Consider the following 25,605-nt stretch of genomic DNA (forward strand, 5'->3'; position numbering starts at 1 on the left):
ATGCGTAAAAGATGTCGTCCTCACCCAGATAACGCGTGAAACTCGCTTTACCCGAGGCGGCAGATTATATTGGCGGTTGCTGCATGGCGGCGAATCGCGTAACGGCAGGGTTGGCCTGCCGCTTCCCTTTTCCTTCATCCACGTCAATATCATGTCAACGTCACCCGCATCGTGGGAGCCTTACTGTCACCGACCGGAGGCGGAGTTCCATCTGTCCAGCTTCGCCGGGAGGGTGCTCGGCCCGCAGGCGGGGGTGATATTTTTTGATGGCATCGGCGCCTCCCGGTTGAAAACGGCAATGCCTGATGCAAAGGGCCGAGCAGTCGACCTGGTGGTTGCCGTATCCCGCCCTCCCTTCATGCCCGCCGATCGGCCCAGCTCGGCTAACACACAAAGCATTGATCAGCTGGCAAGGAGCCGGGCAGGTGGAGCGCCGCCAGGCGGCCCCGGGTTGAGTCAAACTTTCTCGAAAGCGCGTGATTTCATTGAAAGACACAAAACGGGGTTTGATACCGCTGCCGTCGCTGGCGATACGATCGGCGTAGTGACAGGCGCCATTTGTGTTGTGGCGCTGATTGCGGGCGGCATCGCGGTCCTCCCTGTGCTAGGGGCGATAGCCGGTGCTGCGTCGCTCGTGTTACTTGCGGAGGACGGCAGCATGCTTCATTACGAGCTCAAGGGAGACGAGGTCCGAAAGAAGCAACTCGAGAGTTCGTGGCACTACAAGCTAGCTGAAACTGTGGGCCCGATCCTTGTACTACCGGACCTGGTCGCCAGCGGTCCCCGGACGTTCGCCTCACTGCCCAAAGCCGCGCGTGAAGTCGGCGATCTTTCGCAAGAAGCAGCACAGGCAGCTAACCGATTGAGCGCACAACGGACCGCCATGGAGGCACTCAGCAAAGCCTCGCAGGACAACCCCAACAGGGTGCAGGTTCTGGGGCAAGTCCAGCAGATGCAGGAACAGGCGAGCGGATTTGCGAAGAACGTTCGCGAAGCACAGGAGAAACTGATGGCTGCCCGCCGCGAACTGCTCATGTTGCGAACAATCGAAGCGCCCGGCTACATCGCCACGATATACGGCACCGGCGTGTATGGTATCGATCCGCCAGAGGCAATTAGGCACGGCGTAGACTGGATGCAGCAGCACCTAGGAAGCAACTCGCGACAGGATCCCGAGCATCCCGCCCACCTTCTCGCGCCGAACCGGCCATTGACTCCCCTTCCGGGCGCGCCCGCGCCGATCGTGCAGCTTCGCGTTGGCGTCAGCCATAATCCCGGAGCCGCGCATTGACGGACTTCGAACATACGATCGACAATCTGCGCGAATAGTCAGGAGCCGGGCGTGATGACACCTGGGGCGAAGGCACGAATGAAAAGCGTCGATTAAGGCAACACGTGAGAGTTGAATCCATGGCAGAGCTAACAACCACCGAACGACCAGGCAATCGTCCACCCGGGGCACCAAAGCAGGCGGCGATAGCTGGAGGGGCGTTCTTTCTTGGGGTGGGCTTCACCTTCGTCGAAATCCTTTTCGCCACTGCCTCGCTAACGGGAACGAGTCAACCTTCGTTGATTTTGCCAGGCTGGATCGCACTCTCTGTCATCATTCTGACTGTTTCGATCGGCCTCGGTAAGGGCAAACTCTGGGCCGTGCAGTGGTTTCGCCGGCTGTCCTACGGCGCGATGGCGTGCTATCTGCCCATACTCGCGCTTGCCTTTTACCTGGATGCGGGACCCACGCCGATCGACGATGGGCAAGCCTTTATGATGTTTGTCTTCGCGATCGTCAAGCTGCCCTCCTTCATCATCATCTACCGCGCACTCAAACAGGTTCGCTGGCTCGATCCAGCCTCGTTACCGCACGAATGGGAACCGCCGTGGATCAACCGAACACCACGCTGATCACAGGCGTAGATGGACAATCTTCTTCCCTATTACGAGCGCGAGCTCGCGTTTCTTCGTGATTCATTGGGCCAGTTTGCGCCCCGTCATCCGAAGATTGCTGCGCGTCTCTCAATGTCAGGCGGCCAGACGGATGATCCGAATGTCGAGCGGCTGCTGCAGTCATCTGCGCTGCTTGGAGCGCGTATCAGTGAAAAGCTCGACGACGACTACCCTGAGTTCGCCGAAGCACTTCTCGAAACCATCTACCCTGAATATCTGCGCGCTTTCCCGTCATGTACGGTGGCAGAGTTCGACATCGGCAACGCGTTCAGCCAGCTGACGCAAGCGGTGGAGATCGCGCGCGGAACGGAACTGGAGAGTCGTGTCGGTGCCTGCCGGTTCCGCACCGCCTACGATGTTGTTCTCGCGCCGATCTCCATCACCGACGTGCGATTTGCTAAGGCCACGACGATACCATCTACGGCCCCACTGCCCGCAAACGTTACAGGCATCCTGTCGATCACATTTGCGTCTCTTACCGACGGCGACGCGTTCAGGTCAGTGGTGCCACCGACGCTGCGTGTTCATGTCGACAGCAACCCTCCATCAACGGCCGCGCTCACCGATGCGTTACTGATGCGCACGCCCGTGGCCTTTGTCGATGTTGAGCGCAGCGGCCGATGGAAAGCACTTTCGCGTGTTCCCATCGGAGCAGTCGGATTCGATGATCGGGACACGCTCCTTGACAAGCTCGTGGGCGCTCCCTCTGCCTTTCGGTTCATGGCAGAGTACTTTGCTTTCCCGGCCAAGTTCGATTTTCTCGATATCGACTTCGGGCGTTTGGCGCGCGCGGCCGGTCCATGCCGGCAGATCACACTTCATCTTCCCGTGGTCGATCTGCCGATGGAAAGCTCCGCATACCGCGCGCTCGAAGAACTGGTGACGGGTAATCTACGGCTCTTCTGTACGCCAGTGGTTAACCTGTTCGGTCTGGATGCAACGCCAATCACCATCAAAGATGGTCCTGGTGCCTATCCAGTGACGCCGCAGGCACTGAAGATGCCGGGAATCGAAGTCCATTCAGTGGAGTCGGTGCGGATGACCCGAGAAACGACGCCGAACAGGGAAGGCAAGGTTCCGATCCCTCCGTATCATGGGCTGAAGCATGGGCATTCACCATTCGAGCCTGGTTTCTATTGGGTTGCGCATCGCGAACAGCCATTCGGCGCTACACCGAGCCATAAGACGATCCTTACCTTGATCGACATTGTCGGGAACACGATTCGACCAAATACCAATCAGCTCGTGGTTGAAGTGACTTGTACCAATGGCAATTATCCTCAAACTCTTCCCGCTGGAAGCGCCGATGGTGACTTGCTGAACGAGAACGAAAACCTTGCCGGACGCATTTCGATGCTGCGGAGCCCGTCGCCCAGCCGTCACCGGATACGCGACCGTGGCGATCTCTGGAATCTGATTTCAGCGCTGAGCCCCCATGCGATCCTGCTGCAGCCGGCCGGTCTCCCGGCACTAAAAAAACTGCTGCGTCAACATGTCCCGGAAGCATCGCGAGCAACGCCTCAGATTGAGGCCATCACCAACCTCGATCACAAGCGCGTGATGCAATGGATGTCCATCCCTCCGATGCCATCGTTTGTACGCGGCATCGAGATAGCGCTGACGATCGATGAATCGGCTTTTAACGCTTGCAGCCTGCATACGTTTGCTAGTGTCATGGACCGTTTCTACGCTCCCTATGCTCCGGCGAGTGGATACATTCAGCTGACTGTTCGCGGAAGGGATTCAGACAAGGAATTGTGGCGCTGTCCGGCCCGCCTCGGGACGACACAGGTTGTCTGAAAGAGGATTGCTTGCGATCACGGGAGTTGCACTAAACCGCTGACGCGGGTGGTTGGCAGGTCGATGTCTACATTATGGCCGGCACCACCGGCATTCCTTCTGCGTGCGACGATGCAGTCAGCACCGGCTTGTGGCGTTCCACTGTTCATACCGGGACGCGCGTTTCTAACTCTTACCCCGCGCGAATTTCCAATCACGCGTGTCACAATACAATTTCCGATCATTCTGCGTGGCCAACTCATCCGGCGGCGACGCGTTCTTGAGTCTCTCCTGATAGTCCGCATCCAGATCCTCTGTCCGGTAGCCATGCTGAAGCATCGCCGCCACCAGCACCGGACTTTCAAATTGCACTACGGTCTTCAGTTCTTCCACAGCGTCTAACTTTGCATCTGGCGCGAAGGGGATCCGACTGCTTTCGGCAAGCCACTCCTCTGCACCCTTTGCCGCGAGTTCCGGCGGAGCATAGTCCGCCCATTCGGCGAGGCTACGCCACATATTCCTGACCGAGTCAGCCGTTTGTACCTTGACACCGGCTTCCACGAGCCACCGGACCGACCCCGCCGCCGCACCCGCGGCTGCGCTGGCATACGCATCATCGCCGGCCACGTCGACGTGCAGCGCGCGGGGATTGACGCCCTGTTTGACCAGCGTGTCCATCAGTTTGGTCGAACCGCCCATGGTGGCACCCAGAAACGCGTGATCGCGGTCTTCCGGTCCCCACAGCGGAGCAAACAACGCAGTGACGGCCGGACTGTTCCTGAACCCCACGAATCGGGCCAATGAATTTGAGGATTGGTACAGCACACCATCCTTGCAAATCATAGGAACGTAGTATTTGTCGATCTGTGAGTAGGTTTCACGGGTGACGCCTTTCAGCGTCACCGCGAGTATGCGGGGAGCGTTCGCAAGGATCGCCCGATGCATCCACGGGTCACGACAGCTTTCGCCACAGTCGGCGTAAGCGGGCGAAAAACTTGTTGCATCGTCATTCGCGATGGCTCGCTTCATGACGTCCTCGTCGGCCGCTATGCGGGCCTCGTGCTGGGTGCCGCGCACCTGTCGGGCCGCACTCCGACGCGCATCGAGTTCGAAGGCACCTATTCCGAGCAGTACGAGAAGCGCAAACGGGACCTGCAAGGCAAACGCGATCGACCCGCGACCAGCGTGCCACGGTTGCTGGATCACAGCGTAGAGCGCTAGCAGAACGACACCTCCTGCGGCGGCAGGCGCCGCGAACATGAACACAGTGGCTAGTTGGTTAATCGCAGCAAAGCCGCTGCCGCCGAAAAATATTGCTATCCCACCAGCGGCAGCCGAGCCCCAGAGACCAATCCCCGACAAAAACAACAATGTCGCGGCGACTGGGTTGCGGTAGCGTGAGACCGTCGGTTGCGTCGTCTCCGTTGGCGATGATGCATCAGTGTCGACCGGGTTTTTATCGTCCTGTTGCATTCTTCTATCTCTCGGATGTTTTGTTCTGTCTGAAAGAATAACCCGGCGCTTTCCTTTCGACATAGCGGCGGGAAACACCCGTGGCTCGCCTGTGTAGACAATAGAGCAATCGGTTGACACATCAGAGTTTTTCGGAACAACGACAAAAATTGTTTGGAAGTACGACTCGGGTGAAATAACGATGGATAGATAGTATTTGCGGGCCTCAGCTATTGCTGCGCACTTGGGCTGCGTTAGAGCGTTGCTGCGTCTCGAAGCGGCCTACCCGCTTCAAGACGCAGCAACGTGCCCGCGTGTGAAGGAGATCTTCCGTCAGCGCAATTTCTGGGGCATCGCGTTGCCGCGTTTCTTCGCCGATCCGGTGTGGGGGACGCTCGTGTTCTGGATGCCGCTCTACCTTCATCAGGCGCGCGGTTTCGACCTGAAGACGATCGCGATGACGGCATGGTTGCCGTTCCTCGCCGCCGACGTCGGCAGCATGATGGGCGGCACGATCTCGCTCTATCTGAACAAGCGCTTCAACGTGTCGATCATCAACGGCAAGCGGGCCGCCTTTACGCTCGGTGCGCTGCTGATGACGGCGATGGCCGGAGTCGGCTACGTGAAGGATCCGTACACGGCGGTCGCGCTGCTATGTCTCGGCGGCTTCGCGCATCAGACATTGTCGATCGCGGTTATCTCGATGTCCGCCGATCTGTTCCCTCGCCGCGAAGTGGCGACCGTGACGGGTCTCGCGGCGCTGCTGGCCGGCATCGGCAATCTCGGGTTCACGCTGCTGATCGGCGCGCTGGTCGCGACGGTCGGCTATACACCGTTCTTTGTCGCGCTTGGTTTCACCGATCTGATCGGCGTCGCGCTGCTGTGGACGCTGGTGGGTCCCGCGTTGATGCCGAGTGCCGACGTTGGGCATCGATTGACTCTGGCAAACGGTGCGGACGAACCAACGGCGTAAGACTTTTCTCCGTTCTGTCCAAAACGGGCTGGGCAAATTCCGGGAGCGAATGTCAGTCGACGGCTCGCCGCATCAGGGGAGCCGTGCGTTTTCTTGCGGATGAGCTTGGGAGAGAGATGCAACGCGGACCGCAATCCGCGTCAACAGACAGACCACGCGTTACTTTTTCTTGGCCGGCTCGCTGGATGCGGGAGTCTTCAACAACGTCGCCGTCCGCGAGATGCCTCCCACAGGAGGCGTCGGCTTCTTGGATTGCTTCGGCTTCTTCGCCTCTTTGTTGCTGCGCAGTTGACCCTTCGCCATCGTATTTCTCCAGTTTTTGCAGGCCGCAACCGCGACCGCCTCGCGGGTCATTTTCGGTGTATTCGTGGGGGCTGTCGCGATCTATTTGTTGATGGGGCGAAGAGCCGTCGCTCGTCGCTTCGTCTTGCATTCCGATTCCGCGTGCTGGGCATTCGCGCCCGCTTCTCTTTTTTTGCCAATTTTCGATAACGCCCCTCCTTTTCGGCCCCCTACCATCGCCCAAACCCCGCCCGCTTCGCTAACCGCTAGCCGATAACCAGCCAAAGCCCGCGGCCCAACCGGCAAAGGTAACCAGCCCAAAAGGGAGCCCCCGATGACCCAGGAATCCAAAACCCACCACATCGGCAAAGTAACCCATCACGAACTAAAACAGACCCTGGGCACCTGGCAACTCTGGGGCATAGCAGTAGGCCTGGTCATCTCGGGCGAATACTTCGGCTGGAGCTACGGCTGGGCCACAGCAGGCACATTAGGCTTCGTCGTCACAGCGGTCTTCATCGCCGCGATGTACACGACGTTCATCTTCAGCTTCACCGAACTCACAACCTCGATCCCGCACGCAGGCGGCCCGTTCGCCTACGCACGCCACGCATTCGGCCCGACGGGCGGCTTTCTAGCAGGCGCAGCAACGCTAGTCGAATTCGTCTTCGCCCCACCCGCAATTGCACTCGCGATCGGCGCATACCTGCACGTGCAATTCCCGGGTTTGGAACCGAAGCACGCAGCAATGGGCGCATACCTCGTATTCATGGCCCTCAACATCGTCGGCGTGCAGGTAGCCGCAGCCTTCGAACTCTGCGTGACGCTACTCGCGATCTTCGAGCTGCTGGTGTTCATGGGCGTCGTGTCCCCAGGCTTCCAGTGGGCGCACTTCACAAAAGGCGGCTGGTCCGGCTCCGACCAGTTCAGTCTCGGCTCCTTCCACGGCATGTTCGCGGCGATCCCCTTCGCGATCTGGTTCTTCCTCGCGATCGAAGGCGTCGCGATGGCCGCCGAAGAAGCGAAAAACCCGAAGCGCTCGATTCCCATCGCCTACGTGACGGGCATCCTCACGCTCGTCGCGCTCGCGATCGGCGTGATGGTGTTCGCGGGCGGCGCGGGCGACTGGACCAAGCTCGCGAACATCAACGATCCGCTGCCGCAAGCGATGAAATACATCGTCGGCGAAAACAGCGGCTGGATGCACATGCTGGTGTGGCTCGGGCTGTTCGGGCTGGTCGCGTCGTTTCACGGGATCATCCTCGGCTACTCGCGGCAGATTTTCGCGCTGGCGCGCGCGGGCTATCTGCCCGAATGGCTCGCGAAGGTGCACCCGCGCTTCAAGACGCCGCATCGCGCGATTCTCGCGGGCGGCGTGATCGGCATCGCGGCGATCTACAGCGACGAGTTGATCCAGTTCGGCGGCCAGACGCTGACGGCGAATATCGTGACGATGTCGGTATTTGGCGCTATCTTGATGTACGTGATCAGCATGCTCGCGCTGTTCAAGCTGCGCCGCTCCGAGCCGCAGATGGAGCGTCCGTTCCGCGCGCCGCTGTTCCCGATTTTTCCGGCGTTCGCGCTGGTCGCGGCGCTGATCTCGATGGCGGCGATGATCTACTTCAATCTGCTGGTGGCCGGTGTGTTCGCGATCTTCCTCGCGCTCGGCTATGTCTATTTCCTGCTGACGCGCCATCAGCGCGAGAGCGCACCGGCGGACATGCTGCTCGAAGAATGACGCTGGCGGGTCACGTTCTGACGACCCGCAGCGATGGAGGGACGCACAATGAGCTTCACCGAGACCATCGGCAGCCGCACGTACCGGTTCGCCGACCTGAAGACGCTGCTCGCAAAAGCGAGCCCGCTGCGCTCCGGCGATCAGCTCGCCGGTATCGCAGCGGCCAGTGAGGAGGAGCGTGTCGCCGCAAAAATGGCGCTCGCGCAGGTGCCGTTGCGCGCGTTCCTCAACGAGGCGCTGATTCCGTACGAAAGCGACGAGGTCACGCGGCTCGTCATCGATACGCATTCGTCCGACGCATTCGCTGAGATCACGCATCTCACGGTCGGCGATTTCCGCAACTGGCTGCTCGCCGATTCGACCGATACGGCCGCGCTCGTGCGCATCACCGCGGGCCTCACGCCGGAGATGGTCGCGGCTGTGTCGAAGCTGATGCGCAATCAGGATCTGATAACGGCGGCGCGCAAGCGGCCGGTCGTCACGCGTTTTCGCAACACGGTGGGGCTGCCGGGGCACATGTCAGTGCGTCTGCAGCCAAATCATCCGACCGACGACGTGAAGGGCATCGCCGCCTCGATGCTCGACGGTCTGATGTACGGTTGCGGCGACGCGATGATCGGCATCAACCCGGCCACGGACAGTCTCTCTGCGATCACGGTTTTGCTGCGGATGATCGACGACTTCCGCCAGCGCTATCAGGTGCCGACGCAGTCGTGCGTGCTCACGCACGTCACCAACACGATCAGCGCCATCGAAAAAGGCGCGCCCGTCGATCTGGTGTTCCAGTCGATCGCGGGCACGGAGAAAGCGAACGCGGGTTTCGGCATTTCACTCGCGCTGCTGCAGGAAGCGTATGAAGCGGGTCTGTCGCTGAAGCGCGGCACGGTCGGCGACAACCTGATGTACTTCGAAACCGGACAGGGCAGCGCGCTGTCGGCGAACGCGCATCACGGCGTCGATCAGCAGACCTGCGAGGTGCGCGCGTATGCGGTCGCGCGGCAGTTCAATCCGTTTCTCGTCAACACGGTGGTCGGTTTCATCGGGCCGGAGTATCTGTACGACGGCAAGCAGATCACGCGCGCGGGTCTCGAGGACCACTTCTGCGGCAAGCTGCTCGGCGTGCCGATGGGCTGCGACATCTGCTACACGAACCACGCGGAAGCGGATCAGGACGACATGGACAACCTGCTGACGCTGCTCGGCGTCGCGGGCATCAATTTCATCATGGGCATCCCGGGCGCCGACGATGTGATGCTGAACTATCAAAGCACGTCGTTCCACGATGCGCTGTACGTGCGCGACGTGCTCGGGCTGCGACGCGCACCGGAATTCGAGGAATGGCTGGAGTCGATGCAGATCGCCGACGCGCGCGGCGTGCTGCTGCACGCATCGGCGGCGCGTCAGCCGCTGCTCGAAGGCGCACGCGAATGGATGGGCATCGAATGAACGATCCCGTTGAAAAGAACGCGTGGGACGCGCTGCGCCGGTTCACGAACGCGCGCATCGCGCTCGGCCGCGCGGGCAACAGTCTGCCGACTGCACCGCTGCTCGCATTCAATCTGTCGCACGCGCAGGCACGCGATGCCGTGCATCATCCGCTCGACGCCGACGCGCTGCACGCGCAATTGCGCGCGAACGGTCACGCGACGCTCGATGTACACAGCGCGGCGCCCGATCGCCAGCATTATCTGCGTCGTCCGGATCTTGGGCGTCGGCTGTCGGACGAGAGCCGCGATGCGCTTGCGCAGATAAGCAACGAGGAGCCCGAGGTCGTATTCGTCATCGCCGATGGGCTATCTGCGTTCGCCGCTGCGAAGCAGTCGGTGCCGCTGTTGCAGGCGGTGTGCTTGCGGCTCGCAGCGGACTGGAAGATCGGCCCCGTCGTCGTCGCCCGGCAGGCGCGCGTCGCGCTCGGCGACGAGATCGGTGAACTGCTCGGTGCGCGGCTGGTCGTGATGTTGATCGGCGAGCGGCCTGGTCTCAGCTCGCCGGACAGTCTCGGCATCTATCTGACGTACGCGCCGAAAGTCGGATGCAGCGACGCGCAGCGTAACTGCATCTCGAACGTGCGTCCCGAAGGTCTCACGTACGATGCGGCCGCGCACAAGCTGCACTATCTGCTCACGCACGCGCGACGGCTCGGACTGACAGGTGTCGGGTTGAAAGACGACAGCGACGCATTGCTCGAAGCGTCGCCGCCTGTTGCTGCGATCGGTACGAATCGCTCGACCTCGTAGGCGGGCTTCAGGAAGACACGCGCTCGACCGGATGCGCGTCGAGCCACGCATTCTCCGCGTCTTCAAACAAGCGGGAGCGCGTGAGGAAACGCAACCCTGTCGGCCGTTCCAGCGAAAACATGCCGCCGTTGCCCGGCACCGCATCGATGATCAGCTGCGTATGCTGCCAGTACTCGAACTGCGATTCGCTCATATAGAACGGCACGCCCGCAATCGCGCCGAGCCGCACATCCGACGAGCCCACGATGAACTCGTTCGCCGGAAAGCACATCGGCGCACTGCCGTCGCAGCATCCGCCCGACTGATGAAAGATCATCGCCCCATGCTCCGCGCCGAGCTGCTGGATCAATGCGACGGCCGCCGGCGTCGCGATGACGCGTGCCACTTCCTGTTCTGTCATCTGGCATTGCCTCGTTTGAAAATCGCCATGAAGCCGCGAATGAACGAACACGAGCGAGCCGCGCAATGCGGCCCGCTCGCACGGAGTTGCAACGTCAGAAGAAGCCGAGCGGTTTCTGGCTATAGCTGACGAGCAGGTTCTTTGTCTGCTGATAGTGGTCGAGCATCATCTTGTGATTCTCGCGTCCGATGCCCGACTGCTTGTAGCCGCCGAATGCCGCATGTGCCGGGTACGCGTGATAGCAATTCGTCCACACGCGGCCTGCCTGGATCTGCCGGCCGAAGCGATACGCACGCGTGCCGTCGCGGGTCCATACGCCGGCGCCGAGTCCGTACAGCGTGTCGTTCGCGATCTCGAGCGCTTCGTCTTCGTTCTTGAACGTCGTCACCGACACCACCGGTCCGAAGATTTCTTCCTGGAAGATGCGCATCTTGTTCGTGCCGCGGAACACGGTCGGCTTCACGTAGTAGCCCTTGCTGAGTTCACCGCTGAGCGTATTGCGTTCGCCGCCCGTCAGGCACTGCGCGCCTTCCTGCTTGCCGAGGTCGATGTACGACAGGATTTTTTCCAGTTGCTCCTGCGATGCCTGCGCGCCGATCATCGTCGACGTGTCGAGCGGATGGCCCTGGCGGATCGCCTCAACACGTTTCAACGCGCGCTCAATAAAACGGTCGTAGATCTTCTCTTCGACCAGCACACGCGACGGACACGTACACACTTCGCCCTGATTCAGCGCGAACATCGCGAAGCCTTCGAGTGCCTTGTCGAAGTAGCTGTCGTCGGCGTCCATCACGTCGGCGAAGAAAATGTTCGGGCTCTTGCCGCCCAGTTCGAGCGTGACGGGAATGATGTTCTGGCTCGCGTACTGCATGATGAGGCGGCCCGTGGTGGTCTCGCCGGTGAACGCGATCTTCGCGATGCGCTTGTTCGATGCGAGCGGCTTGCCCGCTTCGAGACCGAAACCGTTGACCACGTTCAGCACACCGGCCGGCAGCAGATCGCCGATCAGTTCGAGCAGCACGAGAATCGACGCAGGCGTTTGCTCGGCCGGCTTCAGCACGACGCAGTTGCCGGCAGCGAGCGCGGGGGCGAGCTTCCACGTCGCCATCAGGATCGGGAAATTCCACGGGATGATCTGACCGACCACGCCGAGCGGTTCGTGAAAGTGATACGCGACGGTGTCTTCGTCGATCTCCGAGATCGAGCCTTCCTGCGCGCGTGCGCAACCCGCGAAGTAGCGGAAGTGGTCGATCGCGAGCGGGATGTCGGCGGCCATCGTCTCGCGCAGCGGCTTGCCGTTGTCGATTGCCTCAGCGACCGCGAGCCGCTGCAGGTTCGCTTCCATGCGATCGGCGATGCGGTTCAGGATGTTCGCGCGCTCGGTGGTCGAGGTCTTGCCCCATGCGGTTTTCGCGCGATGTGCTGCGTCGAGTGCGAGTTCGATGTCGGCTTCGCGCGAACGCGGAATCGATGTGAACGGCTCGCCGGTGATCGGCGAGATGTTGTCGAAATACTCGCCGCCTACGGGCTTCACCCATGCGCCGCCGATGAAGTTGTCGTACTGCTTCTTGTACGGAAACTCGGTCGTCAGGAATTGCATGTCCGCATGATTCATCTGTGTGCTCCTCACATGTGTCGAACGGTTGGTATGTGCAGTGTTCGCGTATTGGGCCGTGCAGGCCATGGACCGCCTGACGCATACGCCAGAAGCGTGCCAATGCGACGCGCGTGCGATACGCGACGGTGCAGCGGGCACAATCGCGAGGCATGGGTCCTGGATGTGTTCAACGGTGTTCATCGCGGGCGTACCGTTTCTGAACAGTGCGCACAGCGCTGTTCAGGAATTGAGCAGCGCGGCGTGTACGGTGCGGGTCTCGTGCGTGCTGTTTCTATCGGCATGGGACTTGCGTTCGTTCGGCATTCCTTTTGATTGCGGTGCACGTGCTGTGCAGCGCTTCCGGGCCGATCCGTATGACGAGCGATGCATCCTCCTTCGCCGGCGCCGCAGTCGCCGGGCCGTTGCCGTTCAGCGTGCAGACCTGCATCGCGCACGATGCCGACGAGCAGGCGCGCAACCTGCACGGCTGGCGTCAGACCTACGACCAGCTCACGGCTGGCCGCTTCGTCGGGACGATCACCGAGCTGTGCCTCGAGCACATGCAGGTGTTTCGCGAGACGACGAGCCATTCGCTGCGGCAGACCTGCGAAGTGCAGAAGGACGCGTACTGGTTTGGGATTCCTGTGCAGCGTGAGCGTGATGACGACGTCGCGGGCCGCATCGATACGCAGACCATCGACGACGACGCGCTCGCGTTTCGCCCCGGCGGCATCGAGTTCGAACTGCTGACGCCCGCGGGCTACGAGATTCTTGGTGTCGTCGTGAACGGCGCGGTGTTGCGTCGCTACGCGGCCGACGTCGAGCGTGTCGGCCTCGACGATCACGTGCCGCGCACGGCGGTCGTGCCGATCGGCGGCGCACGCAAGGCGCAGTTGTGCGCGTCGCTGCAGCAGATTCTCGATGCGGACCAGCTCGACGATAAGAATTCACGCGCACCGCTATCCGCATTCGCACGCAACGCGTTGCAGGCGTCGATTCTCGCGTCGCTGTTCGATCTCGGGCCGTGGCCTTCAACCGATGCGGCCGCGATGCCGACGCGGCGACGTCGTCAGTGGATCGTCTCCGAGGCGCGCGGTTATGTGCTCAAGCATCGCGAGCGGCCGATCGGTGTGCCGGAATTGTGCGAGCGACTGCATGTCAGCCGGCGCACGTTGCAGTACTGTTTCCATGACGTGCTTGGCATGGCGCCGGCCACCTATCTGCGCGCGCTTCGCCTGAACGGCGCGCGACGTGAACTCGGCGATGCGCAGCAGCGCGCACGGTCGGTGCAGGATGTCGCGGCGGCGTGGGGCTTCTGGCATCTGAGCCAGTTCGCCACCGATTACCGGAAGCTCTTCGGCATGCGTCCGTCGGACACGTTGAAGGCTGCGCTCGGCGGCCGCGACGATACGCAGATACCTGGTGTCAGCGCGATGTTCGCGCACTAGCGAATCAGCGGGCCTGTTGACGAACACTACGCACAACACCTCACGCAGCCGCCTTCCCACATTGCCCACAAAACTTCACCCCACCGGTCAGCGCATTACCGCAACCGCTGCAAGTCGCAGGCGCGAGCGCCGAACCGCATTGCGCGCAAAAGCTCGTACCGGACGCAGCGACTGCACGACACGACGGGCACGCAACCCCACCGCCACCCTCGGGCACCGGACGACGATACTCACCCCGTCCCCAGTCATCGCGATGCTTTCCCCCACCGTGGCCCCCGCCATGACCTCCCCGGTTGCCATGCCCGCCCCACTGGCCACCACCATGACCGCCGCTCAACATCCGTTCCCAGAATCCCATCGCCTTGCTCCCGTTATCGAAAGTTAAGGAGAACCGCGTTCAACGACGCAGCAACCGCAACCCATTCGCGACCACCAGCAGACTCGCGCCCGCATCGGCAAACACGGCCATCCACATCGTGCCGAGACCCATCGCGGTCAGCACGAGAAACACCGCCTTCACCCCGAGCGCCAGCGTGATGTTCTGCACCAGCACCGAATGTGTCGCGCGCGAGAGCTGGATGAACAGCGGAATCTTGCGCAGATCGTCGTCCATCAGCGCGACGTCGGCGGTTTCGATTGCAGTGCCGGTGCCCATCGCGCCCATCGCGAAGCCGATGTCGGCGCGAGCGAGCGCGGGCGCATCGTTGATGCCGTCGCCGGCCATGCCCGCGACCGCGCCTTCCGACGCACGCGCCGCGACCGCGTCGAGCTTGTCCTGCGGCAACTGGTTGCCGCGCGCCTCATCGATGCCGACCTGTTGCGCGATCGCATCGGCCGTGTGCGGGTTGTCGCCGGTGAGCATCGCGGTGCGCACGCCGAGACGGTTCAGATCGGCGATCGCTTCGCGGCTGCTGTCCTTCACCGTATCGGCGACTGCGAAGAGTGCGAGCACGCGCGCGTCGTCGATCAGCATCACCACCGTTTTGCCCTGCCGTTCGAGCGCATCGAGCCGCGCTTCGAGCGCTGCCGAACAGCGGCCAAGCTCTTCGACCAGTCGATGATTGCCAAGCGAATACGCGACACCGTCGATCGTGCCGCGCACGCCACGTCCCGGCAGCGCTTCGAAACCATCGACGTTCTGCAGCGCGACCCCCGCCACTTCCGTGTTGAACGCCGCAGCAATCGCCAGCGACACCGGATGATCCGACCGCCCCGCAAGACTCGCCGCCAGACGCCGGCACGCATCGAGCGGCAGATCCGCGAGCGCTTCGCTGTCGGTCTGCACCGGCTTGCCGTGCGTGATCGTGCCGGTCTTGTCGAGCGCGAGCCACGTGAGCTTGCGACCGAGTTCCAGATACGCACCACCCTTGATCAAAATGCCGTGCCGCGCGGCAGCCGCGAGCCCGCTGACGATCGTCACCGGCGTCGAGATCACCAGCGCGCACGGGCACGCGATCACCAGCATCACGAGCGCCTTGTAGACCCAGTCGTGCCACAGGCCGCCGAACAGCAGCGGCGGCACCACCGCGACCGCGACGGCGATCGCGAACACGATCGGCGTGTAGACGCGCGCGAACTGATCGACGAAGCGCTGCGTCGGCGCTTTCGCGCCTTGCGCTTCCTCGACCGCGTGAATGATCCGAGCGAGCGTCGTGTCGGATGCGGCGGCTGTCACGCGATAGTCGAACGAACCGGATTCGTTGATCGTGCCGGCGAAGACCGCATCGCCTTCGGCTTTGTCGACGGGCAGGCTCTCGCCGGTGATCGGCGCCTGGTTCACGCTCGACGCGCCCGCGACGATCGTGCCGTCGAGCGCGATGCGTTCGCCCGGCTTCACGCGGACGATGCGGTCCAATGCGATCGCAGTGACGTCGAGCGCGCGCCAGCTGCCGTCGTCCTGCTGCACGGTCGCCTGCGCGGGCGTGAGCGCCATCAAGCCCTTGATCGCGTTGCGCGCGCGGTCGAGCGACTTCGCCTCGATCAGCTCGGCGATCGTGAACAGCACCATCACCATCGCGGCTTCCGGCCACTGCCCGAGGATCAGCGCGCCGGTCACCGCGATGCTCATCAGCGCGTTGATGTTCAGGTTGCCGTTGCGAATCGCCAGCCAGCCTTTCCGATACGTGCCGAGTCCGCACACGGCGATCGCCGCGATCGCGAGCGCTGCTGCGAGCCACGTCGGCGCACCGAGCCAGCTCGCCGCTTCCGAGCCGATCGCCGCCGCACCGGCCAGCGCGAGCGGCCACCACGGCTTGTGCGGCACAGCGGCGGGTGTCGAGAGCGTCGCGCCTGCTTCGGGCAGCTCCGGCGAGAAATCGAGCGAACGCAGCGCGGCGACGATCGGCCCGAGCGCGTCGGGCGCGTGCTCGACGGTCAGCGTGCGCTGCATCAGGTTGAATTCCATCGCATGCACGGACGGCATGCCGCCGAGCCGCTTGCGGATCAGCGCTTCTTCGGTCGGGCAGTCCATCTGCAGGATGCGGATCGGCGTGCGCACTCGGTCGCCGGTGGTGACAGAGGCGGCGAGCGGCGCGGTAGGTACGGCGGCCTCGTCGGCGTGCACGGCGGCACAGCAGGCGCTGGCATGCACGTGTTCCTGCGCGTGCTCATGCTCATGTGCCTGCTCGTGCGCATGCCCAGAATGCCCATGAGCCTTCGTTTTCCCCGCCTGCCCGCAGGCTTCGCCGGGTGCGTGATGATGGTCGGTGTCGTGGTTCGCGTAACGCATGGAGGTGGCTTCCGAGGAGGATTTGTGGTCTAGTAAACACCTTGAAGCCACTACAAGGTCAAGGACGCCGGGAGGGCATCATGAAAATCGGCGAACTCGCGAAGATCGCGCACTGCACGACCGAAACCATCCGCTTCTACGAGAAGGAAGGGCTGTTGCCCGAAGCGGACCGCACCGAAGCGAATTACCGCAGCTACACCACACAGCACGTCGAGCGGCTGCGCTTCATCCGTAATTGCCGCGCGCTCGACATGACGCACGACGAAATCCGCGCACTGCTGCGTTTCACCGATACCCCGGCGGAACAGTGCGGCGCGGTCAATGCGCTGGTCGACGCGCACATCGAGCACGTCGACACGCGCATCGACGAACTGAAGCAGCTGAAAACGCAACTCACCGCGCTGCGCGAGCAGTGCCAGGTCGAGCGCGCGGTCGAGGACTGCGGGATCGTCCAGAGCCTCGCCGACATGCAGGTAGCGGCGCCACGGTCGCGGCATACGCATCTGGGCTGAGCAGCCGCCCGCACGCATTAAAAGCCTCAACGCCATGCCGCGCACGCCGCGCGGCAGACGGCGCAATCCATTACGGCATCGAGCTGGAGAATCAAGTGTTCACATGTAGAAATCAGTCCTGCGGCAACGAGTGGGAGCTGTCGGACGTCGTCATTCGCAACGAAGGTCAGGGGCTGCTGTTTCGCTGCCCGCTGTGCGGCGCGCGCAATTACGTCGACCGGCTCGAAGCGGAAGACGGCACCGTCGTCTACGAGCAGATCGAAGGCCGTCCGTTCCTGTGAGCCCTGCCAACACCGACATGAACGCTCCCGCCTCCGCTCCGTTCAGCCAGCTACCGCTGCCGCCCGCGACGCTCGCGAATCTCACCACGCTCGGCTACGTCGACATGACGCCGGTGCAGGCGGCCAGCCTGCCGATCGCGCTCGCGGGTCACGATCTGATCGCGCAGGCGAAGACCGGTAGCGGCAAGACCGCAGCGTTTTCGCTCGCGCTGCTCGCGCGGCTCGACGCGCGCAACTTCGCCGTGCAGTCGATGGTGCTGTGCCCGACGCGCGAACTCGCCGATCAGGTCACGCAGGAAATCCGCCGTCTCGCGCGTGCCGAAGAGAACATCAAGGTGCTGACGCTGTGCGGCGGCACGCCGATGCGTCCGCAGACCGCGAGCCTCGAGCACGGCGCACACATCGTCGTCGGCACGCCGGGCCGCATCATGGATCACCTCGAACGCGGTAGCCTCGTGCTGTCCGCGTTGAACACGCTGGTGCTCGACGAAGCGGACCGGATGCTCGACATGGGTTTCTTCGACGACATCGCGACCGTCGCGAAGCAATGCCCGAAGGAACGTCAGACGCTGCTGTTCTCGGCGACCTACCCCGACGGCATCGCGAAGCTGAGCCAGCAGTTCCTGCGCAATCCGAAGCAGGTAAAGCTCGAAGAGCGGCACGACGATTCGAAGATCCGTCAGCGCTTCTACGAAGTGTCGGACAACGAGCGGCTGCATGCGGTGGGTCAACTGCTCGATCACTATCGACCGGTCAGCACGCTCGCGTTCTGCAACACGAAGCAGCAATGCCGCGATCTGCTCGACGTGCTGCGCGCGCAGGGCTTTCATGCGCTCGCGCTGCACGGCGAACTCGATCAGCGCGAACGCGATCAGGTGCTGATCCAGTTCGCGAACCGCAGCTGTTCGGTGCTCGTCGCCACCGACGTCGCCGCGCGCGGCCTCGACATCGCGCAGCTCGAAGCGGTGATCAACGTCGACGTGACGCCGGACCCGGAAGTGCACACGCACCGCATCGGCCGCACCGGACGCGCGGATCAGGACGGCTGGGCGCTGAGTCTCGCGAGCATGGACGAGATGGGACGCGTCGGCGGAATCGAACAGGCGCAGGGACGCGAGGTGGAATGGCATCCGCTCGCCGAACTGAAGCCGGCCGGCGGCGGACCGCTGCTGCCGCCGATGGAAACGCTGCAGATTCTCGGTGGCCGCAAGGAAAAGATCCGTCCCGGCGACGTGCTCGGCGCGCTGACCGGTGACGCGGGCTTTAACGGCGCGCAGATCGGCAAGATCAACGTGACCGAGTTTTCGACTTACGTCGCGGTCGAGCGCGGTATCGCACGCGACGCGCTACGCAAGCTCAACGCGGGCAAGGTGAAGGGCAAGAAGGTCAAGGTCCGGCTGATGGACGAGTGACGCACGGCGTGCGATCCGCGCAGCGGCATGACGTAAACGCATGCCGCGCATGACAAAGATTCGATTGTGAGCATGCGCCGGTTGATGCTTAATCGGCAGACCGGACGGGACCGTCGCATGAAGGGCGGCCCGCACACATGCCAGGAGGAATGCTCATGCAGAGCGCGTTGCACGCCCGCTCGAAACTGCCCGACGTGGGCACGACGATCTTCACCGTGATCGGTCAGCTCGCGGCCGAACACGATGCGCTGAATCTCTCGCAAGGGGCGCCGAATTTCGCGCCCGATCCGCAACTGGTCGAAGGCGTCGCGCGCGCAATGCGCGCGGGGCACAACCAGTACGCGCCGATGGCGGGCATCGGCACGTTGCGCGAAGCGCTCGCGCAGAAAATGGCCACGCTGTACGGCGCGCACTACGATCCGGCCGACGAAGTCACCGTGATCGCAAGCGCTAGCGAAGGTCTGTATTCGACGATCAGCGCGCTCGTGCATCCCGGCGACGAAGTGATCTACTTCGAGCCGTCGTTCGACAGCTATGCACCGATCGTGCGTCTGCAGGGCGCGACGCCGGTGGCGATCAAGCTGTCGTCGGAGGGGTTTCGCGTGGACTGGGACGAGGTTGCCGCGAAGATCACGCCGAAGACGCGGATGATCATCATCAACACGCCGCACAACCCGACCGCCACCGTGTTCGACGCCGCCGATATCGAACGTCTAAACGCACTCACGCGCAACACCGACATCGTGATCCTGTCCGACGAGGTGTACGAGCACGTCGTGTTCGACGGCGCGCTGCATCAGAGCGTCGCGCGGCATCGCGAGCTCGTGCAGCGCAGCGTGATCGTGTCGTCGTTCGGCAAGTCGCATCACGTGACGGGCTGGCGCGTCGGTTACTGCGTCGCGCCCGCCGAACTGATGAACGAGATCCGCAAGGTGCATCAGTTCATGGTGTTCTCTGCCGATACGCCGATGCAGTATGCGTTCGTCGAAGCGCTCGCTCGGCCGGACAGCTACCTCGGCCTCGCCGCGTTCTATCAGAAGAAGCGCGATCTGCTCGCAGACGCGCTGCGCGAATCGCGCTTCGAACTGCTGCCGAGCGAAGGCAGCTTCTTCATGCTCGCGCGCTTCCGTCATTTCTCCGACGAGCGCGACAGCGACTTCGTGCTGCGACTGATCCGCGATGCGAAGGTCGCGACGATTCCGCTGTCCGCGTTCTATACCGACGGCACGGATGCCGGCGTGATCCGGCTGAGTTTTTCGAAAGACGACGCGACGCTGATCGAAGGCGCGCGCCGGTTGTGTTCGATCTGACAAGCGAAGGCAAACAAGGGAAAGGGGATCGGCAATGAAAACATTCAGGTACCTGCTGGCGGCATGCGCGTTCGCGTCGGCGTCGGTTGCGATGACGCTGCCGGCGCTCGCCGCCGATACGTCGGTGTTGCGCTTCGGACTCGAAGCGCAGTATCCGCCGTTCGAATCGAAGGGCGCGAACGGCGAATTGCAGGGCTTCGACATCGACGTCGGCAATGCAGTGTGCGCAACCGCGCATCTCACGTGCAAATGGGTGGAGACGTCGTTCGACGGTTTGATCCCCGCGTTGCAGGGCCGCAAGTTCGACGCGATCAATTCGGCGATGAACGCGACCGAGCAGCGTCGTCAGGCCATTGACTTCACGCGCGTGATCTATCGCGTGCCGACGCAACTGATCGCGCGCAGCAACAGCGGTCTGCGGCCGACCACTGCATCGTTGAAGGGCAAGCGGGTCGGCGTGCTGCAGGCGTCGATTCAGGAGACGTTCGCGAAGGCGCATTGGGAACCCGCCGGCGTGAACGTCGTGCCGTATCAGGATCAGAATCAGGTCTACGCGGATCTGATGGCGGGTCGTCTCGACGCGACGCTCGTGCTCGCACCCGCTGGACAGACCGGCTTCCTGTCGCGTCCCGACGGCAAGGACTTCGCGTTCGTCGGCGAGCCGGTGCGCGACGACAAGATCCTCGGCAGCGGCGTCGCGTTCGGTATCCGCAAGGGCGACACCGCGCTGCGCGAACGGCTGGATGCGGCGATCACGAAGCTGCAGAGCGACGGCACCGTGAAGACGCTCGCGCAGAAGTACTTCGGCAACATCGACGTATCGGCGAAGTAACGCATTGTTGCCCGTTCAGGCCGCTGCCGTGGCTGTTTCCTTCAGCCTGAATGCCGAGACCGCGCCGGTGAGGCGCACCGCCTGTTCGTCGAGCGACGCGGCCGCAGCGGCCGCCTCTTCGACGAGCGCGGCATTCTGCTGCGTGACGCCGTCGATCTGACCGATCGCCGCGTTCACCTGCTCGATCTCGCGGCCCTGATGATCCGATGCCGCCGCGATCTCGCCGACGATCTGCGCGACCCGCTGCGTCGCGCGCAATGCTTCGCTCGCGGTGCGGCCGACTTCATCGGTCTGACGCGAACCGGATTCGATCGTCGCGACCGAGTGCTGGATCAATTCCTTGATTTCCTTCGCCGCAGCCGACGAGCGCTGCGCGAGGCTGCGCACTTCCGTCGCGACGACGGCGAAGCCGCGGCCGCGTTCGCCTGCGCGTGCTGCTTCGACTGCAGCGTTCAACGCGAGCAGGTTCGTCTGGACCGCGATGTCCTCGATCAGTGCGGTGATGTCGGCGATCTGCGACGAGCGCGACGCGATCTCGTTCATCGTGCCGGCCATGCGTCGAACCGTTTCGCTTGCACTGTCCGACACGCGCGATGCTTCGAGTGCGAGCGCACTCGTTTCCTGTGCGCGGTCGGCGTTTTGCTGAACGACGATCGTCAGTTGACCGAGACTCGCGACCGTCCGCTGCAGCGATGCGGCCTGCCGTTCGGTGCGCACAGACAGATCGCCGTTGCCCGCTGCAATCTGCCGCGATGCGATGCCGACCGCGTCGCTCGACTGCCGCACTTCGGCGACCACATCCGCGACGCGCGCGAGTAGCGTGTTCAGCGCGACTGCGGTGTGGCCGATCTCGTCCATCCGCGCGACCTCCGCGCGATGCGACAGATCGAGATGCTGGCTGACCTGTTGCAGTGTCGACTGCAGACGGTCGAGTCCGTCGCGGATCACGCTGTACAACCGACCACCGAGCACACCGACCAGCAGCAGCGCCGCGCCGATCGTGGCCAGCATCAGCGCAAACGCCAGCCGGTACGCGGCTTCGTTTTCTTCGCGCACCGCGTTGCTGCGCGCGACGCTGTCGTTCAGGTGTTCGTGCAGTCCGTCGTTCAGCGCGAGCGCCGCGTTGTGTACCGCGCCGCCGTCATGCAGCATCGCGAGCGCGCCGTCGCGGTCGCCGCTGCGGATGCGTTCGAAGAACAGGCCGCGTGCGTCGCGATACGCGGCGATGTGCGCGCGATCGGCGTCGAGCAGTTTCTGGTCGGCGTCGCCGGAGACGGCGTGCGCCTGGTAGTCCGCGAGGTGTTCGTCGAAGCGGCGGTCGGCGATCGCGATCAGTTTTTCCATCGACGTGCGGCTCGCATCGTCGATGCCGTCGACCACATAGCGGTACACGTTCAACCGCATATCGGCGACGTCGTCGAGTGCCATCGAGATCGATTTCAAACCGGGAATCGTGTGCGATTCGATACCTTCGATACGAAAGTACGACTGATGCAATTGCGTAAGCCCGTAACCGCCGACGAACGACAGCGCGAGCAACGCCGCGCCGAGCGTGGCGATGAGCCGACGGACGATAGTCATGACAGCCTCTTTTCGATTTTGTGCCGGCGTGCTTGTGCGGCCGGATAGCGTGTGTGGTGACGCAGTCCGGCGATCCGCGCGGCAGTGCCGCTTGGGTCGGTCTGGTCGGGTTGACGCTCAACGATTGCCGCGTCGAGAACAGAACAGACGGGCGGTGGTATTTATTCCGTCCGGTGTTCGGCGTTCGCTGCCGCGAAGTTAGCCGGCGTGGATGGCGGAGGTGAGTGTCGTGACGTCGCTGAACAGCGAGTCGACGTGGTTACCGGAGATGCGCTTCGCGAGCGCGTCGAGATCGATATGCTCGCTGTCGCCTGGCTGGCCGATCAGCACGTAGCCCAGTTCGGCCTGACGCCATGTGACGACGTTCATGCTCGCGACGCGTGCTGTCGCGACGGCCGCATCGGGCTTCGCTTCCTTCATCACGCACAGCGCGACCGGCGCGCCTTGCTGCGGCAAATAGACGATCTGCACCAACGCCTTGTCGCCGAAACGCAGCCGCTGCACGCGCTTGAACGTGAGGCCGGCGTCGCGCAGATCGGGGATGCTCAGTGCGAGGCCGTCCTGGTCGCGAATCTGCTCGAGCGTTTTCTCCGACAGCTCGGCGTTCGCATCGACGTTTTCGAGGGTTTCGCGTGAATAGAGCTGCTGATAGCCGGCGGCGGCGGTGATCCACGGGCGCGTGTCGGCGGATGCGGTCGAGAAACCGCCGAGCCCTGACGCCGCGCCCGGCGCGAACCGCAGCACCGCACCGCACATGAACGCACCGGCGACGAACGCGACCGCGAGCCAGGCGGGTGCGACGCGCAGGCGTGAGCGGATCGGTGCTGTATTTGCGATGCCCGGTTCTGTCGGTATGACGGGATCGTTGACGCCCGGTTGAGCCGCGCTGCTGTTTTTCTGCGCCGCCTCGCGGGCCAGCGCCTCGATCTGTGCCGCGAGACGCGACGGCACCGGCGGCAGCTTCTGCTGCGCGAAGGCCTCGCGATACGGCAACCGCGACGCGCGCAGCAGTGCGACCTGCTCCGCGACGTCCGGCGACGTCTGCACCGCGCGCTCGACTTCTTCGCGCGCGTGCTCCGGCAATTCGCCGTTCACGTAGGCCAGCAGTTCGATATCGTCCGGTTTCATGGCTCTGCGCCGTTTCCCTGTGCAGATGGAATCAAGGCTTCTCTTTGTTCATCGACGGTCTGATCGATGTGTTGCCTGTTGCTGTTCGTTTCTGTTGCTTATGGACTGCTTGCGAGCGCGTCGGTTCGCCGGATTGCCTGATCTCTCAGTTCAGGCGTCCGGTGACAGCCGCGCAGCCGCATTCATGATACCGGCCAGCGCGCCCGCCGCGCCGTCCGCGATCTGCCTGCCGATCGATTCGAGATCGATCCCGTCCGGCTTGCCGATCAGCGCGTAACCCAGTTCCCCCTGCCGCCACGTGACGACGTGCATCGCGTCGACGGTGCGCGTCGCGACGCCCGCGTCGGGCTTCGGTTCGCGCAGCACACACAGCGCAACCGGTGGCCCCTTCTGCGGCAGATAGACAATCTGCACCAGCGGCTTGTTGTTGAAGTTCAGACGCTGCACGGCCTTCAGTTGCAGACCCATGCGGCTCAGGTCCGGCACGTGCAGCGAGAGATGATCTTTCGCACGGATGTCGTCGAGCGTCGCAGCGAGGTCTTTTGCATCGACCTGCGCGTACGCGACGGTGTCGCGCGTGTAGAGCTGCTGATAACCGACTGCGGCTGTGACCCACGGGGACATGCCTGTGTTACCCGCGCCTATCCTGTTCGTGCTGCTTTGCGCGAGCGTGCCGCCTGCCGAAGCGCCCGTGCCGACGAGCGGCCCGGTGCGCAGCAACAGCCCGACGCACAGCGCACCGGCGACACACGCGGCCGCAAGCCAGACGGGCATCGCGCGCGAAGCTGCACGCAGTTGTGCAGGCGTTGCCGCAGTCGTGCTTTGCGTGTGTTCAGTTGCCGCGTCGGCATTCGCAGCGGTCCCGCCCGCGCGATGCTTCGCGATCAGCGCATCTACGCCGCGTGCGAGGGATGCCGGCACCGGCGGCAGCGATTGCGCCGCGAAGGCCGCGCGATAGTCGACCCGCGACGCGCGCAGCACACCCACGAGTGCGGCAGCCTCCGCCGAACCGTCGACGAGCGCTTCCACCTCGGCGTGCTGCTGCGGTTGCAGCTCGCCGTCGACGTACGCCATCAGTAAGGTTTCGTCGACTGTCATGCGATCGAATCCTTGCGTCGTGCGGGCGTGCGCGGTTCACCGCGCTCGGCGAAGCGCGCGCCGATGGCCTGACGCGCACGCGACAGACGGCTCATGATCGTGCCGATCGGTACGTCGAGTGCGTCGGCGGCTTCCTGATAGCTGAGACCTTCGACGGCGACGAGCAGCATCACGACGCGCTGCGCTTCGGGCAGACGCTCGACGGCTTCGATGATCTGCCCGTTCATCAATTGGGTTTCCGGCGTTTCGCCGGTGGGATCGGGGACGTTCTCGAGGAAGTCGTCGTCCCAGTCCATGCTGGAGCGCTTGCGCACGCTGCGCGAGCGCAGTTCGTTGATCCACGTGGTGTGGACGATCGAAAACATCCAGCTGAGCGGCGCGGTGCCCGGCTGCAATTGATGCGCGCGTTCGAGCGCTCTGACACAGGCGCGCTGCACCAGGTCTTCCGCATCGTGCTGATCGCCGGCGATGCGCAGCGCGAACGCCCACAGCCGTGGCAGCATTTCTGGAAGCAGGCCCGGTAAGTCTGCAGCGGTCATCGGCGTCTCTCTCCTGTCGGCCAGAGTTGGCGTGTCGACCAGAGTCGGCGCTTTAGCGCTTACTCTGGTCCCATAGTGCTTGCTCTGGTCCCATGCAAGGCAATTGCTGGGGTTGGGTGCGTGTACAGCGCGGTCGCGCACACAAACAGGGTGTTGCCGGCACGACGCGGATGTCGGAGTGTACCGTGAGACAAACGTTTTCGCGCGCGGGGCAACGCGGCGTGCCGGGTCGTTCATCGGAGTGTCATGAAGCGGGAGGGCGTCCGTTTTCGGCGCGCGCTCCCGATGCGTTGCCTGAGCTTTCACGATGCAAACGACAGTCTGTCGAATGCCT

General features: G+C 63.2%; 23 protein-coding genes. 13 read left to right on the forward strand and 10 right to left on the reverse strand.

The annotated features are described in order from the left end of the window. Positions 1-151: 151 nt before the first annotated feature. The 3 genes from E1748_RS23925 to tssF all read left to right on the forward strand — a co-directional run bounded on the left by E1748_RS23925 (position 152) and on the right by tssF (position 3,744). Complete coding sequence (locus E1748_RS23925) at positions 152-1,291, forward strand: hypothetical protein (RefSeq protein WP_133650503.1); 1,140 nt, start codon at positions 152-154, stop codon at positions 1,289-1,291. Positions 1,292-1,410: 119 nt separating this feature from the next. After that, positions 1,411-1,902: a hypothetical protein gene (locus tag E1748_RS31835; protein WP_240766776.1), complete on the forward strand. Its 492-nt coding sequence runs from the start codon at positions 1,411-1,413 to the stop codon at positions 1,900-1,902. A 12-nt stretch (positions 1,903-1,914) separates the two neighbouring features. After that, the gene (tssF, locus tag E1748_RS23935) at positions 1,915-3,744 is read left to right on the forward strand and encodes a type VI secretion system baseplate subunit TssF (protein ID WP_133649755.1); all 1,830 of its coding nucleotides are present in this window, start codon (positions 1,915-1,917) and stop codon (positions 3,742-3,744) included. Positions 3,745-3,909: 165 nt separating this feature from the next. Here the strand turns inward: tssF and E1748_RS23940 are convergent, their stop codons facing one another. Next, positions 3,910-5,196 carry a hypothetical protein gene (locus tag E1748_RS23940; protein WP_133649756.1) on the reverse strand — a complete coding sequence of 429 codons (1,287 nt, stop codon included), beginning with the start codon at positions 5,194-5,196 and terminating at the stop codon, positions 3,910-3,912. A 295-nt stretch (positions 5,197-5,491) separates the two neighbouring features. On the opposite strand from E1748_RS23940, the gene E1748_RS23945 reads away from it, so the two are divergent. Beyond that, on the forward strand, positions 5,492-6,148 hold the full coding sequence (locus E1748_RS23945; RefSeq protein WP_240766777.1) for an MFS transporter: 657 nt from the start codon (positions 5,492-5,494) through the stop codon (positions 6,146-6,148). A gap of 159 nt (positions 6,149-6,307) precedes the next feature. Here the strand turns inward: E1748_RS23945 and E1748_RS23950 are convergent, their stop codons facing one another. Next, entirely contained in the window at positions 6,308-6,502 is a 195-nt protein-coding gene (locus tag E1748_RS23950) for a hypothetical protein (RefSeq protein ID WP_133649757.1), read from the reverse strand. Positions 6,503-6,764: 262 nt separating this feature from the next. Between E1748_RS23950 and eat the strand changes: the two genes are divergently transcribed. From eat to eutC, 3 genes are read left to right on the forward strand one after another with little or no spacing between them, the layout of a single operon-like run. Beyond that, positions 6,765-8,168, forward strand: coding sequence for an ethanolamine permease (gene eat, locus E1748_RS23955; RefSeq protein WP_133649758.1), 1,404 nt, complete (start codon positions 6,765-6,767; stop codon positions 8,166-8,168). Between the two features lie 48 nt (positions 8,169-8,216). After that, complete coding sequence (locus E1748_RS23960; protein WP_133649759.1) at positions 8,217-9,614, forward strand: ethanolamine ammonia-lyase subunit EutB; 1,398 nt, start codon at positions 8,217-8,219, stop codon at positions 9,612-9,614. Beyond that, on the forward strand, positions 9,611-10,405 hold the full coding sequence (gene eutC, locus E1748_RS23965) for an ethanolamine ammonia-lyase subunit EutC (protein WP_133649760.1): 795 nt from the start codon (positions 9,611-9,613) through the stop codon (positions 10,403-10,405). Before E1748_RS23960 ends, eutC begins: the two co-directional genes overlap by 4 nt. Before the next feature lie 7 nt (positions 10,406-10,412). Here the strand turns inward: eutC and E1748_RS23970 are convergent, their stop codons facing one another. Together E1748_RS23970 and adh are read right to left on the reverse strand one after the other, a co-directional pair. Next, complete coding sequence (locus E1748_RS23970; protein ID WP_133649761.1) at positions 10,413-10,805, reverse strand: DUF779 domain-containing protein; 393 nt, start codon at positions 10,803-10,805, stop codon at positions 10,413-10,415. Positions 10,806-10,899: 94 nt separating this feature from the next. Further along, positions 10,900-12,420 (reverse strand): aldehyde dehydrogenase, encoded by a 1,521-nt coding sequence (adh, locus tag E1748_RS23975; protein WP_133649762.1) that lies wholly within the window; start codon positions 12,418-12,420, stop codon positions 10,900-10,902. A gap of 356 nt (positions 12,421-12,776) precedes the next feature. On the opposite strand from adh, the gene E1748_RS23980 reads away from it, so the two are divergent. Further along, positions 12,777-13,850, forward strand: coding sequence for a helix-turn-helix domain-containing protein (locus tag E1748_RS23980; RefSeq protein WP_133649763.1), 1,074 nt, complete (start codon positions 12,777-12,779; stop codon positions 13,848-13,850). Between the two features lie 40 nt (positions 13,851-13,890). Here the strand turns inward: E1748_RS23980 and E1748_RS23985 are convergent, their stop codons facing one another. Together E1748_RS23985 and E1748_RS23990 are read right to left on the reverse strand one after the other, a co-directional pair. Continuing rightward, a complete protein-coding gene (locus E1748_RS23985; RefSeq protein ID WP_133649764.1) occupies positions 13,891-14,208 on the reverse strand; it encodes a double zinc ribbon domain-containing protein in 318 nt (105 codons plus the stop codon). 39 nt (positions 14,209-14,247) lie between these two features. Further along, positions 14,248-16,578: a heavy metal translocating P-type ATPase gene (locus tag E1748_RS23990; protein ID WP_133649765.1), complete on the reverse strand. Its 2,331-nt coding sequence runs from the start codon at positions 16,576-16,578 to the stop codon at positions 14,248-14,250. Positions 16,579-16,658: 80 nt separating this feature from the next. Between E1748_RS23990 and cadR the strand changes: the two genes are divergently transcribed. The 5 genes from cadR (at position 16,659) to E1748_RS24015 (ending at position 20,925) form a co-directional block, all read left to right on the forward strand. Beyond that, positions 16,659-17,090: a Cd(II)/Pb(II)-responsive transcriptional regulator gene (gene cadR, locus E1748_RS23995; RefSeq protein ID WP_133649766.1), complete on the forward strand. Its 432-nt coding sequence runs from the start codon at positions 16,659-16,661 to the stop codon at positions 17,088-17,090. Between the two features lie 95 nt (positions 17,091-17,185). Next, on the forward strand, positions 17,186-17,371 hold the full coding sequence (locus E1748_RS24000) for an SIR2 family NAD-dependent protein deacylase (RefSeq protein ID WP_133649767.1): 186 nt from the start codon (positions 17,186-17,188) through the stop codon (positions 17,369-17,371). Between the two features lie 17 nt (positions 17,372-17,388). Next, the gene (gene dbpA / locus E1748_RS24005; protein ID WP_133649768.1) at positions 17,389-18,783 is read left to right on the forward strand and encodes an ATP-dependent RNA helicase DbpA; all 1,395 of its coding nucleotides are present in this window, start codon (positions 17,389-17,391) and stop codon (positions 18,781-18,783) included. 155 nt (positions 18,784-18,938) lie between these two features. Next, positions 18,939-20,093 (forward strand): pyridoxal phosphate-dependent aminotransferase, encoded by a 1,155-nt coding sequence (locus tag E1748_RS24010; protein WP_133649769.1) that lies wholly within the window; start codon positions 18,939-18,941, stop codon positions 20,091-20,093. Positions 20,094-20,127: 34 nt separating this feature from the next. Then, positions 20,128-20,925, forward strand: coding sequence for an ABC transporter substrate-binding protein (locus E1748_RS24015; protein WP_133649770.1), 798 nt, complete (start codon positions 20,128-20,130; stop codon positions 20,923-20,925). Positions 20,926-20,940: 15 nt separating this feature from the next. Here E1748_RS24015 and E1748_RS24020 read toward each other — a convergent pair whose 3' ends face one another. The 4 genes from E1748_RS24020 to E1748_RS24035 all read right to left on the reverse strand — a co-directional run bounded on the left by E1748_RS24020 (position 20,941) and on the right by E1748_RS24035 (position 25,271). After that, positions 20,941-22,506 (reverse strand): methyl-accepting chemotaxis protein, encoded by a 1,566-nt coding sequence (locus E1748_RS24020; protein ID WP_133649771.1) that lies wholly within the window; start codon positions 22,504-22,506, stop codon positions 20,941-20,943. Positions 22,507-22,704: 198 nt separating this feature from the next. Continuing rightward, positions 22,705-23,634, reverse strand: coding sequence for an anti-sigma factor family protein (locus tag E1748_RS24025; RefSeq protein ID WP_133649772.1), 930 nt, complete (start codon positions 23,632-23,634; stop codon positions 22,705-22,707). A 150-nt stretch (positions 23,635-23,784) separates the two neighbouring features. Further along, positions 23,785-24,732: an anti-sigma factor family protein gene (locus tag E1748_RS24030; protein ID WP_133649773.1), complete on the reverse strand. Its 948-nt coding sequence runs from the start codon at positions 24,730-24,732 to the stop codon at positions 23,785-23,787. Further along, positions 24,729-25,271, reverse strand: a complete 543-nt coding sequence (locus E1748_RS24035; RefSeq protein WP_133649774.1) for an RNA polymerase sigma factor — start codon at positions 25,269-25,271, stop codon at positions 24,729-24,731. Before E1748_RS24035 ends, E1748_RS24030 begins: the two co-directional genes overlap by 4 nt. Positions 25,272-25,605 lie beyond the last annotated feature (334 nt).

Source organism: Paraburkholderia flava (assembly GCF_004359985.1).
GTDB lineage: Bacteria > Pseudomonadota > Gammaproteobacteria > Burkholderiales > Burkholderiaceae > Paraburkholderia > Paraburkholderia flava.